The 14,679-nt window shown below is 46.4% G+C and carries 18 protein-coding genes; 16 read left to right on the forward strand and 2 right to left on the reverse strand.

Annotated features, from left to right (window positions below):
* The first annotated feature begins 72 nt into the window (after nucleotides 1–72).
* Together MST20_RS19190 and MST20_RS19195 are read left to right on the forward strand one after the other, a co-directional pair.
* On the forward strand, nucleotides 73–552 hold the full coding sequence (locus tag MST20_RS19190; RefSeq protein WP_243944257.1) for a PH domain-containing protein: 480 nt from the start codon (nucleotides 73–75) through the stop codon (nucleotides 550–552).
* Nucleotides 542–2,026 (forward strand): PH domain-containing protein, encoded by a 1,485-nt coding sequence (locus tag MST20_RS19195; RefSeq protein WP_243944259.1) that lies wholly within the window; start codon nucleotides 542–544, stop codon nucleotides 2,024–2,026. The genes MST20_RS19190 and MST20_RS19195 overlap by 11 nt, the downstream gene beginning before the upstream one ends.
* Here the strand turns inward: MST20_RS19195 and MST20_RS19200 are convergent.
* Nucleotides 2,023–2,622: a rhomboid family intramembrane serine protease gene (locus tag MST20_RS19200; protein WP_020450255.1), complete on the reverse strand. Its 600-nt coding sequence runs from the start codon at nucleotides 2,620–2,622 to the stop codon at nucleotides 2,023–2,025. The genes MST20_RS19195 and MST20_RS19200 overlap by 4 nt on opposite strands.
* 343 nt (nucleotides 2,623–2,965) lie before the next feature.
* On the opposite strand from MST20_RS19200, the gene MST20_RS19205 reads away from it, so the two are divergent.
* The 13 genes from MST20_RS19205 to MST20_RS19265 all read left to right on the forward strand — a co-directional run bounded on the left by MST20_RS19205 (nucleotide 2,966) and on the right by MST20_RS19265 (nucleotide 13,264).
* Nucleotides 2,966–3,925 carry a LolA family protein gene (locus tag MST20_RS19205; protein WP_165395380.1) on the forward strand — a complete coding sequence of 320 codons (960 nt, stop codon included), beginning with the start codon at nucleotides 2,966–2,968 and terminating at the stop codon, nucleotides 3,923–3,925.
* A 225-nt stretch (nucleotides 3,926–4,150) separates the two neighbouring features.
* Nucleotides 4,151–5,320: an alanine racemase gene (gene alr, locus MST20_RS19210; protein WP_243944261.1), complete on the forward strand. Its 1,170-nt coding sequence runs from the start codon at nucleotides 4,151–4,153 to the stop codon at nucleotides 5,318–5,320.
* A gap of 111 nt (nucleotides 5,321–5,431) precedes the next feature.
* Entirely contained in the window at nucleotides 5,432–5,713 is a 282-nt protein-coding gene (locus tag MST20_RS19215) for a CopG family ribbon-helix-helix protein (RefSeq protein WP_006638778.1), read from the forward strand.
* Nucleotides 5,714–5,717: 4 nt separating this feature from the next.
* Nucleotides 5,718–6,068 (forward strand): type II toxin-antitoxin system endoribonuclease NdoA, encoded by a 351-nt coding sequence (ndoA, locus tag MST20_RS19220; RefSeq protein WP_003179128.1) that lies wholly within the window; start codon nucleotides 5,718–5,720, stop codon nucleotides 6,066–6,068.
* 117 nt (nucleotides 6,069–6,185) lie between these two features.
* Nucleotides 6,186–7,013: an RsbT co-antagonist protein RsbRA gene (locus MST20_RS19225; RefSeq protein WP_243944262.1), complete on the forward strand. Its 828-nt coding sequence runs from the start codon at nucleotides 6,186–6,188 to the stop codon at nucleotides 7,011–7,013.
* A gap of 3 nt (nucleotides 7,014–7,016) precedes the next feature.
* Nucleotides 7,017–7,382, forward strand: coding sequence for an STAS domain-containing protein (locus tag MST20_RS19230; RefSeq protein ID WP_243944263.1), 366 nt, complete (start codon nucleotides 7,017–7,019; stop codon nucleotides 7,380–7,382).
* Nucleotides 7,383–7,384: 2 nt separating this feature from the next.
* Nucleotides 7,385–7,786 carry an anti-sigma regulatory factor gene (locus tag MST20_RS19235; protein WP_009330126.1) on the forward strand — a complete coding sequence of 134 codons (402 nt, stop codon included), beginning with the start codon at nucleotides 7,385–7,387 and terminating at the stop codon, nucleotides 7,784–7,786.
* A gap of 10 nt (nucleotides 7,787–7,796) precedes the next feature.
* A complete protein-coding gene (locus MST20_RS19240; RefSeq protein WP_243944264.1) occupies nucleotides 7,797–8,804 on the forward strand; it encodes a PP2C family protein-serine/threonine phosphatase in 1,008 nt (335 codons plus the stop codon).
* 58 nt (nucleotides 8,805–8,862) lie between these two features.
* The gene (locus MST20_RS19245) at nucleotides 8,863–9,189 is read left to right on the forward strand and encodes an anti-sigma factor antagonist (RefSeq protein WP_243944265.1); all 327 of its coding nucleotides are present in this window, start codon (nucleotides 8,863–8,865) and stop codon (nucleotides 9,187–9,189) included.
* Nucleotides 9,189–9,671 (forward strand): anti-sigma B factor RsbW, encoded by a 483-nt coding sequence (gene rsbW / locus MST20_RS19250; RefSeq protein ID WP_165426109.1) that lies wholly within the window; start codon nucleotides 9,189–9,191, stop codon nucleotides 9,669–9,671. Before MST20_RS19245 ends, rsbW begins: the two co-directional genes overlap by 1 nt.
* Nucleotides 9,637–10,428, forward strand: a complete 792-nt coding sequence (gene sigB / locus MST20_RS19255; RefSeq protein ID WP_243944319.1) for an RNA polymerase sigma factor SigB — start codon at nucleotides 9,637–9,639, stop codon at nucleotides 10,426–10,428. Before rsbW ends, sigB begins: the two co-directional genes overlap by 35 nt.
* Complete coding sequence (locus MST20_RS19260) at nucleotides 10,425–11,024, forward strand: PP2C family serine/threonine-protein phosphatase (RefSeq protein ID WP_243944266.1); 600 nt, start codon at nucleotides 10,425–10,427, stop codon at nucleotides 11,022–11,024. The genes sigB and MST20_RS19260 overlap by 4 nt, the downstream gene beginning before the upstream one ends.
* A 77-nt stretch (nucleotides 11,025–11,101) precedes the next feature.
* Nucleotides 11,102–13,264: a Tex family protein gene (locus MST20_RS19265; RefSeq protein ID WP_243944267.1), complete on the forward strand. Its 2,163-nt coding sequence runs from the start codon at nucleotides 11,102–11,104 to the stop codon at nucleotides 13,262–13,264.
* Between the two features lie 41 nt (nucleotides 13,265–13,305).
* On the opposite strand, the gene MST20_RS19270 is transcribed toward MST20_RS19265, so the two are convergent.
* Nucleotides 13,306–13,863, reverse strand: coding sequence for a TetR/AcrR family transcriptional regulator (locus MST20_RS19270; protein WP_165426112.1), 558 nt, complete (start codon nucleotides 13,861–13,863; stop codon nucleotides 13,306–13,308).
* A gap of 153 nt (nucleotides 13,864–14,016) precedes the next feature.
* Here MST20_RS19270 and MST20_RS19275 point away from each other — a divergent pair, with 153 nt between their 5' ends.
* Nucleotides 14,017–14,640, forward strand: a complete 624-nt coding sequence (locus MST20_RS19275; protein ID WP_243944269.1) for a GNAT family N-acetyltransferase — start codon at nucleotides 14,017–14,019, stop codon at nucleotides 14,638–14,640.
* Nucleotides 14,641–14,679: the final 39 nt, after the last annotated feature.

Genomic DNA, 14,679 nt, shown 5'->3' on the forward strand with positions numbered 1-14,679 from the left:
AAACGAAAGCCTTTAAACGAAACATTTTCAGCCTGAAGACCGTAAATAGAATGAGATTGGGGGAATCGAGTTTTGAGAAGCGAGCCGAAAAATCAAATCAGCCGTGATGGCGTAAAAGTCTGGAGAATCACAGCTTGTATCACATCATTCGTTTTAATGCTGGCTGCAGCAGGCCTTGTTGCCGCAGGGGTGATATTTAAGTGGCCGGTATGGATCGGCGTTTTGTCAGCAGCCGTTTGGCTGGCGATTTCATTTGTCATCATTATTATTATTCCGAATATCCGCCACAGAATCTGGCGGTACGAAGTCCATGAGAACGAAATCGATATTCAGCACGGCATCTTTGTGGTGACCCGCGTGATCGTTCCGATGGTCAGAGTCCAGCATGTTGATACATCGCAGGGCCCCATCCTCAGAAAATATAATCTCGCCTCCGTGCAAATTTCAACAGCCGCGACGACCCATTCCATTCCCGCTCTGGATGTTGAAGAGGCCGATCAGCTCAGGGACTCCATTTCCAGGCTGGCGAGGGTGACTGAAGATGATGTCTGAACCGAGACGCATGCACCCCGCCGCCGTCATTCTCAACTTTATTAAAGGCCTTGTTGAGACTGTTAAAAACTTTATCATTCCATTTGGCGTAGTGCTTTTTTTAAATCAGTCGCACACAGTCAAAATGCTGGCGATCGCCGCGGCCGTGCTGTTTTTCATTGCTTTGGTCGTGACGAGCATCATCAAGTGGAGCAAATTTACATACCGTATCGAAGAGGATGAATTGCGAATAGAGGAAGGCCTGATCAATAAGAAAAAAAGGTATATTCCGATCGAACGGATTCAAACGATCAACACGAGCGCAGGCCTCATTCAGCAAATATTCAAGCTGGTGAAGCTGCAAGTCGAAACGGCAAGCGGAGGAACGGAAGCGGAAGTTTCCTTGGTCGCCATTACTCAGGCAGAAGCCGAACGTATTCAGCAAGCGCTTTTCGAAAGGGAAAAGGCGGCGGAAGGTACTGGAGCCGATGTCACGGATCAGCAGGAAGAGACTGCTGCAGAGGCGAAGGAACCAGCGGAAGAGCCGGAAATGATGTACAAAATGACCGGGCAGGAGCTTTTAACTGCAGCGTCAACATCAAGCGGCATCGGCGTCATTATTTCAGGGGTATTCGCTTTTTTCACTCAAGTCGACGACTTCTTTGACTTGGATTGGTTGTATGACCGCTTTGCGTTTTTGAACAGCGCTGGAGCGGCTGTTATCGCCTTAGCCGCTTTTGTGGCCCTTTTCATCGCATGGCTTCTCAGCATTGTCGGGATGCTTTTGAAATACGCCAATTTTACAGTCGTCCGTAAAGAGAAAGAAATCGTCATTTCCAGAGGACTGATTGAAAAGCATCAAATCACGATTCCGCTGCAGCGGATTCAAGCGATTAAAATCAAGGAGAGTCTGATCAGGCAGCCTTTTGGACTTGCAGCCGTCACGATTGTCAGCGCAGGCGGAAACGTTTTGGAAGAGGATAAATCAGCCGTCTTATTTCCGATTATCAGCAAAAAAATGATCAAACAGCGCCTCGGCGAGTTCATTCCGGATTATGCGCCGGAAGACGATTTGAACCGCTTGCCGAAACGCGCACTGCGCCGCTATCTCCTGCGCGCATCCTGGCCGGTTCTCGCTGTCGTTCCGCTTTCGATTCTGTTTCCGCCGTGGGGCTATTTGTCCGCTGTATTGATTCCTTTTTACTGGATCATCGGCTGCTTATCATACCGCGATGCCGGATGGAAGATCAGCGGCAGCAAAATCATCATGTCATCGCGCTTCATCGGCAGAACAACCGCTGTCATTCAGCGCAGGCGCATGCAGGTGTTCGAAGTCAGCCGCTCATATTTCCAGCGCAGAAGACAGCTTGTTTCGATTCATACATCAACAAAATCGTCTGCTTTAATGGAGAAGTTTTCGGTGGCTGATGTCGAGGAGAAAGATTCGGACGATATTTTTGCATGGTATTCTTATGAAAAAAGAGTGAACGGTTAAAAGCCGTTCACTCTTTTATTTAACAACGGAGGAGCCAGAGCGAGTCCGCCCAGCAGTCCGAAGATGTGCGCCATGATATTGATATTTTGGTTGACAAACGTCATCAAAACCGAAATGGCGAGGATGGTGACGATGATTTGGGAATTGGCGCTTCCCATCAGCTCTTTTCGAAACAGCACGATGTACAGGTACACGCCGAACAAGCCGAATATCGCTCCCGAAGCACCGACATGCATATACTCCAGCGGTTCGATGAAATATGTGCCGATATTGCCGATCACTCCTGCCCCGATATAAACGATGAGAAACTTGAGTTTCCCGAGCATTCGTTCCAGCCCGGGGGCAAATAAAAAGATCGACATCGAATTAAAGAGCAGGTGGCCGAACCCGGCGTGAATAAAGATCGGCGTCACAAACCTCCACCATTCTCCATTCGCTATCCCCCAGTTAAATCCAATCAATAAATCAGACCACATCTGTACGGCCGTCAACGGAAGTAAAAAAAGAATCCAGATGGCAAGCTGCAGGGCCAGTATGGCGGATGTGACCGGGTAGAGCCTGATAAACGTCTGAAAATTTTCTGTTCTGATAAACATGCTTATGATTTAAGCCCCTTTACAATGATCTCGTACATATATAGTAACACGTTTATGAACAGGCAGCGGCGATTAGTACGGAGGAGAAAAATGATTTTGAAAGGTTGTCATGCTAGTCTGCATATTGTCTGAGACACGCTCATATATTGGGTAGTGCAATAAGGGAGACGAGTCGTTGCAGGCTTTTATGGTACGCACGCCGATACAGCCGGCCCTGTTCTTATGGCGTACCGTTAAAGTCGAACAAGCGGTTTCTTCCTTTTTACATCAATGATTAAAAAGGGGTTGAAAAAAGGTGAGAAAAAGCTTTGTTTTGCTTTTAACGGGGCTGCTTGTAATCCTTATGCTTTCTGCCTGCGGCCAAAAATCGCAAGAAGATGTTGTGACGGGGCTCGACAAGAAGGCAAAAGAATACACGTCCTATAAGGCAAAAGCGAAAATGACGATTGAAACGGGAAATGAACCGCAGGAGTACAATGTGGAAATCTGGCATAAAAAACCTTCTCTCTACCGGGTCTACTTGGAAAACCCGAAAAAAGACCAGAGCCAGGTGATCTTGCGCAATGAAAACGGCGTGTTTGTTTTGACTCCGTCGCTGAATAAAAGCTTCCGCTTTCACAGCGACTGGCCCAATAACAGCAGCCAGGTATACTTATTCGAATCGCTCGTAAAAGATGTCAAAAATGATGGGGAAGCTTCTTTTTCCGCAAAGGATTCAAAATACATTTTTGAAACGAAAACGAATTATCAGCATAATCAGATGCTGCCGACCCAGGAAATCGTTTTCCATAAAAAGACCATGGCTCCTTCATCGGTTAAAGTGATGGATACGGACCGCAAACCGATGGTAAAGGTTGAGTTTACAAGCTTTGAATTCGATAAGCCGCTCGATAAAGACGCATTTGATGAAAAGAAAAATATGACGCTGTCTCAAATTGACGTAGCGACAAGCGCGGACGTGTCAGACTCTTTCGCCGTCAAAACGCCGCTCGATGTGCCTCAGGGCGTGAAAAAGCTTGAGGAGAAAGAAATGGCGACTGAAGACGGCAAACGAATCGTCATCACATACGGCGGTGAAAAGTCCTTTACATTGATTCAGGAAAAAGCCCGCGTCGCCAAAACGTCCACTTCCGTGTCCATGAATGGAGAGCCGGTTGACCTCGGCTTCACGGTCGGCGCACTGACGGATAAATCGTTGTCATGGACTTATGACGGAGTCGACTATTTCATCTCATCAGAAGACCTTTCTCAAGATGAACTTCTGATGGTTGCCAAAAGCATGCAGGGCCAGTCTTCAAAATAGACTGTGCCGTATCCGGCAGCCTGTTTTCCGCCCTGGAGCGGAAAGCAGGCTGTTTTTATATTTGCGGCGCAAGCGTATGTTTTCGACAGCTTTTCCGTAAAATGTATAGCGTGCCAGCAATTTTTCTCTTGTTCTGGGCAGTTGTTCCCGTACAAAATTTCCCTTTCTCCGAACTTTTTAGTATGATGGGAAGGACGATTGAAACAAGGAACAGGAAGTGTCATGATGAGCTTAAAACCATTCTATAGAAAGACATGGGCCGAAATCGATTTAACGGCTTTAAAAGAAAACGTGCGTAATATGAAGCGGCACATCGGTGAGCATGTCCACTTGATGGCCGTCGTTAAAGCGAATGCCTATGGACACGGGGATGCACAGGTAGCGAAGGCGGCTCTTGCAGAAGGGGCGTCCATTCTTGCTGTGGCTTTACTGGATGAAGCGCTTTCGCTGAGAGCGAAGGGGATTGAAGAACCGATTCTTGTCCTCGGTGCAGTGCCGCCCGAATATGCTGGCATAGCTGCGGAAAAGCGCATTACTGTGACGGGCTACTCCGCCGGCTGGCTGAAAGACGTGCTCGGTTTTCTCGGTGAGACCGAAGTTCCTCTTGAATATCATTTGAAGATCGACACGGGCATGGGCCGCCTTGGCTGCAAAACGGAAGAAGAGATCCAAGAAATGATGGAGATGACCGAATCGAGCGATAAACTCAATTGTACGGGCGTGTTCACTCATTTCGCGACGGCGGACGAAAAGGACACCGATTATTTCGACATGCAGCTTGACCGCTTTAAAGAACTGATCAGCCCTCTCCCGCTTGACCGTTTAATGGTGCATTCGTCGAACAGCGCCGCGGGTCTGCGCTTCAGGGAACAGCTCTTTAATGCCGTCCGCTTCGGCATCGGCATGTACGGGTTGGCGCCGTCAACCGAAATAAAAGACGAGCTGCCGTTCCGTCTGCGGGAAGTGTTTTCGCTTCATACCGAACTCACCCATGTGAAAAAAGTCAAAAAAGGCGAGAGCGTCAGCTACGGGGCGACATATACGGCCAAGCGCGACGAATGGATCGGGACAGTCCCCGTCGGGTATGCTGATGGATGGCTGAGGCGTCTGGCCGGAACGGAAGTGCTGATCGACGGAAAACGCCAAAAAATAGCAGGGAGAATCTGCATGGACCAGTTCATGATTTCCCTCGCCGAAGAATACCCTGTCGGTACAAAGGTTACCTTGATCGGGAAGCAAAAAGACGAATGGATTTCGGTCGACGAAATCGCCCAACATTTGCAGACGATCAATTATGAAATTACCTGTATGATAAGTTCAAGGGTGCCCCGTATGTTTTTGGAAAATGGGAGTATAATGGAAATAAGGAATCCGATCTTGCCTGATCAATCCTGAAAATTGATGAATTAGCGGAAAAACAACTTTGCTTGCGAAAAGAATAATGATATCATTATGGATGGAATGGATAGAGTGTTGTATCCGTAAGTTTGGTGGAGGTGTATGTTTTTGTCTGAATCCAGCGCTACAACTGAAATATTGATTCGCTTGCCAGAAGCTTTAGTATCAGAACTGGATGGTGTCGTCATGCAAGATAACGGGAGCAGAAATGAACTGATTTACCAAGCCACAAAAATGTATTTGCGCGAGCGCAAAAATCGACAAATTCGGGAATCGATGAGACGCGGTTATATGGAGATGGCCAAGATTAATTTGAACATCTCTTCTGAGGCTCAATTTGCAGAGTATGAGGCTGAAAACACAGTAGAGCGCTTAGTAAGCGGAGGATAATCATTTGATTGTTAAACGCGGCGATGTTTATTTTGCTGACCTATCTCCTGTTGTTGGCTCAGAACAAGGCGGGGTGCGCCCGGTTTTAGTGATTCAAAACAACATCGGCAATCGCTTCAGCCCAACTGCTATTGTTGCAGCCATAACAGCCCAAATACAGAAAGCAAAATTACCTACCCACGTCGAAATTGATGCGAAACGCTACGGTTTTGAAAGAGATTCCGTTATATTGCTCGAACAAATTCGGACGATTGACAAGCAAAGATTAACGGACAAAATCACCCATCTCGATGATGAAATGATGGAAAAGGTCAACGAAGCCTTACAAATCAGTTTGGCACTCATTGATTTTTAATATTGATGAAAGTTGCTCGAGGCGAAAGAGCAACTTTTTTTGTGTTCAAAAATAACAAACGATATAATAGAACTGTTAGTCCAAAAAATGTTATGAGATGTAGTTAGGGGGATGAACATGTCGAATCAAGCAGTGTTAAAATTTATCTCGGAACACCAAAATGTACTCGCCGGGAATTTGGCTGATATTCTGAAAGACTTAAACAGCAACATGACAAACGTGAAGCTGACTGAACACATGTACGAGACGATCAGCAATGAATACATTCATATCCTCATGAATGAGTCCGGAGACGGGAATGAAAAATCGATCGACACCATCTACCAGTTTTCTTCAAAAGCCGTACAGCTCGGCGTTCCGCTGAAGCTTCTGTCGTCGGGATTATCAGCTTTTTGGAAGCACCTGTACTATGAAATGAACAAGGACGTCCCGGAAGATCAGCAGTGTTATGATCTGATTTGGGAAATCGATAAATTTATCGAACCGATCAACAGCGAAATCTTGAATCAGTATGCGATCTCCTGGGAGAAAACCGTCGCTCTGCAAAAGGTCGCATTACAGGAGCTCTCGGCGCCGCTGATCCCGGTTTTTGAAAATATTACGGTGATGCCTCTCGTCGGCACGATCGACACGGATCGGGCCAAAAAGATTATGGAAAACCTGTTGAGCGGCGTCGTCAAACACCGGTCTGAAGTCGTCCTCATTGATATTACGGGCGTGCCTGTCGTCGATACGATGGTCGCACACCACATCATGCAGGCTTCCGAAGCCGTCAGACTGGTCGGCGCTAAATGCCTGCTCGTCGGAATCCGCCCGGAAATCGCGCAGACGATTGTGAATTTGGGAATCGATTTAACTCAGGTTATTACAAAAAATACCCTGCAAAAAGGAATTCAAACCGCATTGGAAATGACAGACAGAAAAATCGTTTCATTGGAGGAATAATCTTTGAGGGTACCTAACATTCCAATTTTGAAGTTATATAACTGTTTATTGGTATCCATTCAAGTGGAGCTCGATGACCAAACCGCTCTGAAATTTCAAGAGGACCTGCTGAACAAAATATATGAAACCGGTTCGAACGGAGTGGTGATCGATCTGACTTCGGTGGACATCATCGATTCATTCATCGCCAAAGTACTTGGCGATGTTATTACAATGTCAAAACTGATGGGCGCCAAAGTCGTTCTGACTGGCATCCAGCCGGCTGTTGCGGTGACATTGATTGAACTCGGCATTTCTTTGGACGAGATCGAGACGGCGCTCGATCTCGAAAAGGGGCTCGAGACATTGCAGCGGGAATTGGAGGAATAATTATGGCAGACCAATCCTGTGTAAAGATTTTGACAGAATGGGACATAGTGGCCGCCAGACAGCTCGGGCGAAATGTCGCAAAAGAACTGGGGTTCGGCACAGTGGACCAGGCCAGAATCACAACAGCCATCTCAGAGCTGGCGCGTAATATTTATTTGTATGCCGGAAAAGGCCGAATCTGCATCGAACAGGTTCAGGAAGAAGGAAAAAAGGGGTTGAAAATCGTAGCGGAGGATGAGGGGCCGGGAATCGCTGACATCAAAAAAGTGATGGAAGACGGTTTTTCAACCTCAGGCGGTCTCGGAGCGGGCCTGCCGGGAGTAAAGCGTCTGATGGACCAATTTGAATTGCATTCGGACGCGGAAAACGGAACGGATATACAAGCCATAAAGTGGCTGCGGTAGGAGGGAAGGAATGGATTTCAGGGAAGTGATTGAGCAGCGCTATCGACAGCTGCTTAGCCGATATATATCTGAATTAACAGAGACATCCCTTTATCAGGGACAGAAATTCAGCAGAAAAACGATTGAACATCAAGTGCCGCCGGAAGAGATTATCAGCATACACCGAAAAGTTCTGTCTGAATTATATCCGGATCTTCCGGACCATGTGTTCCATTCTCTCGATTTTTTAATTGAAGTGATGATTGGATACGGTTTGGCCTATCAAGAACATCAGACATTAAGAGGAATTCAGCAGGAAATTAAATCGGAAATCGAAATTGCCGCGAATGTCCAGCAAACGCTGCTCGAGACGACGATTCCGAAAGTTGAAGCGCTCGAAATCGGGGCGGTCAGTGTTCCGGCTAAGCAAATGAGCGGTGATTATTATCATTTTGTGCGGGACAAGGAATCGATTAACATTGCCATTGCAGATGTGATCGGAAAAGGAATACCGGCCGCGTTATGCATGTCGATGATCAAATATGCGATGGACTCTTTGCCGGATTCGGGCACGTCTCCTTCACAGGTGCTGAAAAACCTGAACAGGGTCGTCGAACAAAATGTGGACCCTAGCATGTTTATTACAATGTTTTATGGCAATTATCATCTTCAAAAACACCTATTTACGTTTTCATCTGCCGGTCATGAACCTGGCTTTTATTATTCTTGCAGGGAAAATAAATTTTACGATTTAAACGCAAAGGGCCTCGTTCTTGGCATTTCATCACAATACGACTATGAGCAGTACGAGCAAAAACTGGATATTGGCGATATGATCGTTCTTTTTTCAGATGGTGTAACCGAATGCCGGACAGACAGCGGATTTTTGGAGCGGTCTGACTTGCAGAACCTGATCACTTTACATATGGAGAAACCGGCTCAGCAAATGGTTGACTGTATATACGAACATCTGCTCAAGCTTCAGGATTTTCAGCTTCATGACGATTTTACTCTCATTGTTTTCAAAAGAAAGGTTTAAAGTTTCTCTTCGCTGGGTAATAAACCAGTAGCTCATTAAGAGAACCAGAGGTGATATTGTGAATTTGGCAGTTGATATGAAAAAAAATGACCATGTGATAGAAGTAAAAGTGGCGGGCGAAATTGATGTGCATACGGCCCCGGCATTGCGGGATAAGCTGATGCCGCTCGCGGAAGAAGGAAAAGATCTCAAAGTTTCTCTGAAAGATGTTTCATATATGGACAGTACAGGGCTGGGTGTATTTGTCGGCATTTACAAAGCGGTAAACAGAACTGGGGGTTCTTTAGTGCTTGAAAATCTGTCAGAGCGTTTGATCCGTTTGTTTGATATTACAGGCTTAAAGGACATCATCGATATTTCTGGAAAGTCAGAGGGTGGATTATAATGAAGAGAGCAGCTGATTACATTGAAATGAAGTCACCTGCCAAACCTGAATACGTAGGAATCATTCGTTTAACCTTGTCGGGGATCGCAAGCAAGATGGGGTATTCTTATGATGACATTGAAGATTTGAAAATTGCGGTCAGCGAAGCGTGCACAAACGCTGTGCAGCATGCTTATAAAGCAGATAAAACAGGAGAGGTCTCCGTCAGATTCGGCGTGTTTGAAGACCGCCTCGAAATCATCGTCGCAGATCAGGGAGACAGTTTTGATATTCAGGATAAACAGAAAGGGCTGGGGCCATATTCCCCTGAGCATACGGTAGATCAATTGTCAGAAGGAGGGCTCGGTTTATATTTAATGGAGACGCTCATGGATGAAGTGCGTGTCCAGATTGATTCAGGCGTAACCGTCTCGATGACAAAGTTCTTAAACAGGGAGCGAGTTGATGATGGCACAACCGTCCAAAACTACGAAACTAACTAAAACCGAAGTCGACACGCTGATCAAAAAATATCAGGATAGCCAGGATGAAGAAGCTCAGCTGACCCTTGTTCAGACTTATAAAAATCTGGTGGAAACACTCGCCAAAAAATATTCAAAAGGAAAAAGCTTTCATGAAGATTTATGCCAGGTTGGGATGCTCGGATTGCTTGGAGCCATCAAACGCTATGATCCCGATGTGGGAAAATCGTTTGAAGCGTTTGCGATTCCGACTATTATCGGAGAAATCAAACGGTTTCTCCGTGATAAAACCTGGAGCGTCCACGTCCCGAGAAGGATCAAGGAGCTCGGGCCGAGAATTAAAATGGCGGTGGATCATTTAACGAATGAAACGCAAAGGTCACCAAAAGTCGATGAGATTGCCGAGTTTCTTGACGTCACAGAAGAAGAAGTGCTGGAAACGATGGAGATGGGCAAAAGCTATCAGGCGCTTTCCGTCGATCACAGCATTGAAGCGGATGCAGACGGCAGCACGGTGACGATCCTCGACATTGTCGGCTCGCAGGAGGAAGGCTATGAAAAGGTGAACCAAAAGCTGATGCTTGAAAGTGTATTGCACGTACTGTCCGACCGCGAAAAGCAAATCATTGAGCTGACATACATTCAAAACAAAAGCCAAAAAGATACCGGTGACATGCTGGGTATATCGCAAATGCACGTCTCACGGCTGCAGCGCAAAGCTGTCAAAAAGCTGAGGGAAGCTTTGGCTGAAGATCCGTTTATGGAGCTTAAACCATGATTTGGACTGAGTCGAATGAACATATGCAAGCGCTTGTTTATCAGCTTCCTAAAGAAGGAAAAGCCGTCTGCGGAGACAGTTTTTATTTCCATGCGACTGACGAAACCATGGTGTGCGCGCTGGCCGACGGGCTAGGCAGCGGTGCGATGGCACAAGAATCTTCCGCGGTCATCAGCGAAGTTGTCGAAGCGCACGGTCATGAAGAAGTCGCAAGCTTGATGGAACGGTGCAATCAAGGGCTGAAACATAAACGCGGCGCAACCGTGGCGATTTTAAAAGCCGATTTTCGAACAAGAACGATCGCTTACAGCTCTGTAGGCAATATCCGCTTTATCTTGTACGCTCCTTCGGACAAATATATCCACCCTCTCCCTGTGACGGGATACATGTCGGGAAAACCGCAAACATACAAAACATTCACTTACACGTATGAAAAAGGATCAAGATTCATCATTTATTCAGACGGATTGGAAGTACCCGCCCTCCGGTCTTATTTAAAACAGCACCACACACCTGGAGATATATCGAATCAGCTTGAATCATACACACTAATGGGAAAAGACGATCTCACCTATATCATCGGACAGCTTTTTTAAAGAAGCTGCCCTTTGATATAGGTGTTTTTCTGTTTCTTTTGGTACACTAAGAAGACAACATTCTTTTGGAGGCTACAATGGATACTTTAGCGTTAATCGTCAAACAAATCGCAAAAGAAACAGGGCTTGCGCCAAAGCATGTCGAGAGTGTCATTCAATTGTTAGAGGACGGCAACACCGTTCCCTTTATCGCGAGATACCGCAAAGAACAAACGGGCTCCATGGATGAAGTCCAAATTCAAACAATCTCCGAACGATGGGGATACATCCAGCATTTAAATCAGCGGAAAGACGAAGTCATCCGGCTGATCGACGAACAGGGTAAGCTGACAGGACAGCTGAAGCTCGATATAGAAAAAGCGGACAAGCTCCAGGAAGTTGAAGACTTATACAGACCATTTAAACAAAAACGAAAAACAAAGGCGACGATCGCCAAAAGCAAAGGCCTTGAACCTTTGGCTGATTTCATCATCTCGCTCCCGCGCAACGAAGACGTAACAGCCGAAGCACGCAAATACATAAATGAAGAAAAGGAAGTCATGAGCGCCGAAGAAGCGCTTGAAGGAGCGAAAAACATACTGGCGGAACGGATCTCAGACGAACCGGAATACAGAAAGTGGATCCGGCAGGAGACTTTTAAAAGAGGAACGCTGAAATCCGCGGCGAAAGACGCCGAAGCGGATGAGAAGAAAATATATGAAATGTATTATGAATATGAAGAGCCGATTCAAAAAATCGTTCCTCACCGCGTGCTTGCGGTTAACCGCGGCGAAAAAGAAGAGATTTTGAGAGTGTCGGTCGAGCCGCCGGCAGACCGCATTCAAGCTTACTTGGAAAAACGGATTTTACAACACAAGCAAACAAGTGCTGAAGATGTGCTGAAAAGCGCAATCGAAGACGGCTATAAGCGCCTGATTCAGCCGTCCATCGAAAGAGAAATCAGAAAAGAATTGACGGAAAAGGCGGAAGATCAAGCGATTCACATTTTCGCCGAGAATCTGCGCAAATTGCTGCTGCAGCCGCCGATGAAAGGAAAGCTCGTTCTCGGCGTCGACCCGGCATTCCGCACGGGCTGCAAGCTTGCAGTTGTCGATGAGACGGGAAAGATGCTCCAGATTGATGTCATATACCCGCACCCTCCCGTCAATAAAAAAAGCGCGGCCATTGAAAAAGTGAAACGCATCATCAAAGACTTTCAAATTGAGGTCATCGCCATCGGGAACGGAACGGCATCAAGAGAGACGGAACAATTTATCGCCGATCTTTTGAAGGACATCGACAGAAAGGTGTACTATTTGATCGTCAATGAAGCGGGAGCCAGCGTCTACTCGGCATCAGAGCTTGCGAGGGAAGAATTCCCGGATTTGCAGGTTGAAGAACGGAGCGCCGTGTCGATCGCACGCAGACTCCAGGACCCGCTCGCCGAACTCGTCAAAATCGATCCCAAGTCGGTCGGTGTCGGCCAGTACCAGCACGATGTCAGCCAGAAAAAACTAAACGATTCGCTCCGCTTCGTGGTGGAAACCGTCGTCAACCAAGTCGGCGTCAACGTGAATACGGCGTCAGCCGCGCTCTTGCAATATGTAGCCGGACTATCGAAAACAGTCGCGGCCAACATCGTCAAAAAGCGGGATGAAATCGGAAAATTCACGAGCCGGAAAGAGCTGAAAGACATTCCGCGCCTGGGCGCGAAAACGTATGAGCAATGCATCGGCTTTTTAAGGGTGCCTGACGGCGGTGAACCGCTCGACCGCACGGGCATCCACCCTGAGAGCTATAAAGAGACGAGAGAGCTTCTGAAAAAGCTCGGCCTGTCAACAGCCGAAATCGGCACAAGAGAGCTTCAGGATAAAATCAACGAACTGAATATTTCTGAAGCAGCTGAACAGCTTGGAATCGGGGAAATCACCCTGAAAGACATTTGCGCCCAGCTGACAAGGCCTGAGCGCGATCCGAGGGATGAAGTCCCTAAGCCGCTCTTAAAAACCGATGTGCTTCAATTGGAGGACTTAAAAGAAGGGATGGAGCTGCAGGGGACAGTACGGAACGTCGTTGACTTCGGGGCATTTGTCGACATCGGCGTGAAACAGGACGGGCTCGTCCACATTTCCAAGCTCAGCCATTCCTTCGTCAAGCATCCGCTTGACGTGGTGTCGGTCGGGGACATCGTGACCGTATGGGTGGAAGATGTCGACGCTGCAAAAGGAAGGGTATCCTTATCAATGGTGAGGGATCGATAGCCCAGCTTGCCGGAGCTTTGTTTCTCCGGCGGGCTGATCTTTTATACACCAATTTTTAACAGAATGCGGTGGACGACGCCTGCCACATGAGCCGGCGTCTGAACCATCCCTTCATTGATCCATTCCTCCAAAACGCCGACCACTCCTGAGACGACAAACGATATTTCCATTTCATCACATGTAACCTCGTTTTCCGATTGCTCTATCATGCTCAATTCTTCGAAAATTTTTCTTTGGAAAAAGTCTTTAAATTTATTGATGGTCAAAATGTTTCCTTTCGGTTTCGTCAATAAAGTGAAGATCGCAGCGTTTTGATAAATATATTCGGTCGTTTTTTCGATGAAGGTGAGCAAATTGTGCGGATCTTCGCTCGGAAAATAATCATCGTAAAATCTCCCCAGCTGATCAAACAATTCATTTTCTATTTGTTCATACAAGTCAAAAATATCTTTATAATGAAGATAAAAGGTTCCGCGTCCTAAATCCGCGCGCCTCGATAAATCGGAAACGGTGATTTTATTGATTTCTTTCTCATGGAGCAGCTTTAAAAAAGCCTCTTTTATCGCTCTTTTCGTCTTGATTGATCTTCTGTCCTCCATCGTTTTGCCCTCCGTTTATAGACAAATTTTCATGTGTTGTTCATTAATGAACAGCTCAATCACGATTGCCGATTGAACATCGCTTTTGCTTCAAATTATAATGAACATGTGTTTATTAATCAATAGCTGTTCATATTTTTGAGGAGGTTTTCAATGATTCAATATCGTCTGGCTTCAGCTGATCATTTGGACGAGGTGGCACAATTGTTTCATGAGTCTTTTGACAACTATCCGTTTATGGAGTTGCTTGTAAGACCCGAAAAGAAAAACCCCGAATTCTTTTATGAACTGCATAAAGTCATCACTCAGGCATATATCAATAGGCAGGGGTGTTTTATCGGTGTTGTAAAAGGTGAAATCGTCACCGCGGCCCTCTTAAAACATCGGGATGATCCAGACGTTGGGGTGATGGATTATATATCAGCCGGAGGAATAAAGTTATTCATAAAAGGGGGTCTTTCCGCGGTATGGAATATGGTGAATGTGGCGGAAGAGGCCAAAAGATCGTACAAGGCCATCAAAGAGCAGAAATGGTATTTGGAGGTGTTAGGGGTCTCCCGCTTCCATCAGGGCAAAAGTTTCGGCAGCAAGATGATCAATGACTGCCTGATCCCTTTCATACGAAGAAACGGAGGCGGAATCCTGACTTTAATCACCAACACGAATTTAAATCGATCGTTTTACAAAAAGAACGGATTCGATGAATTTAGTGCATTTCCCCTTAAGCGATTCGGCCGTGAAATAGGAAATTGGAGTTTTAAAAGAACGATTTACTAATGTATTAGAAAGCCGCGACGGCTTTCTTGTTGATCAGCA

It is taken from the genome of Bacillus sp. B19-2, assembly GCF_022832475.1.
Taxonomy (GTDB): Bacteria; Bacillota; Bacilli; order Bacillales; family Bacillaceae; genus Bacillus; species Bacillus paralicheniformis.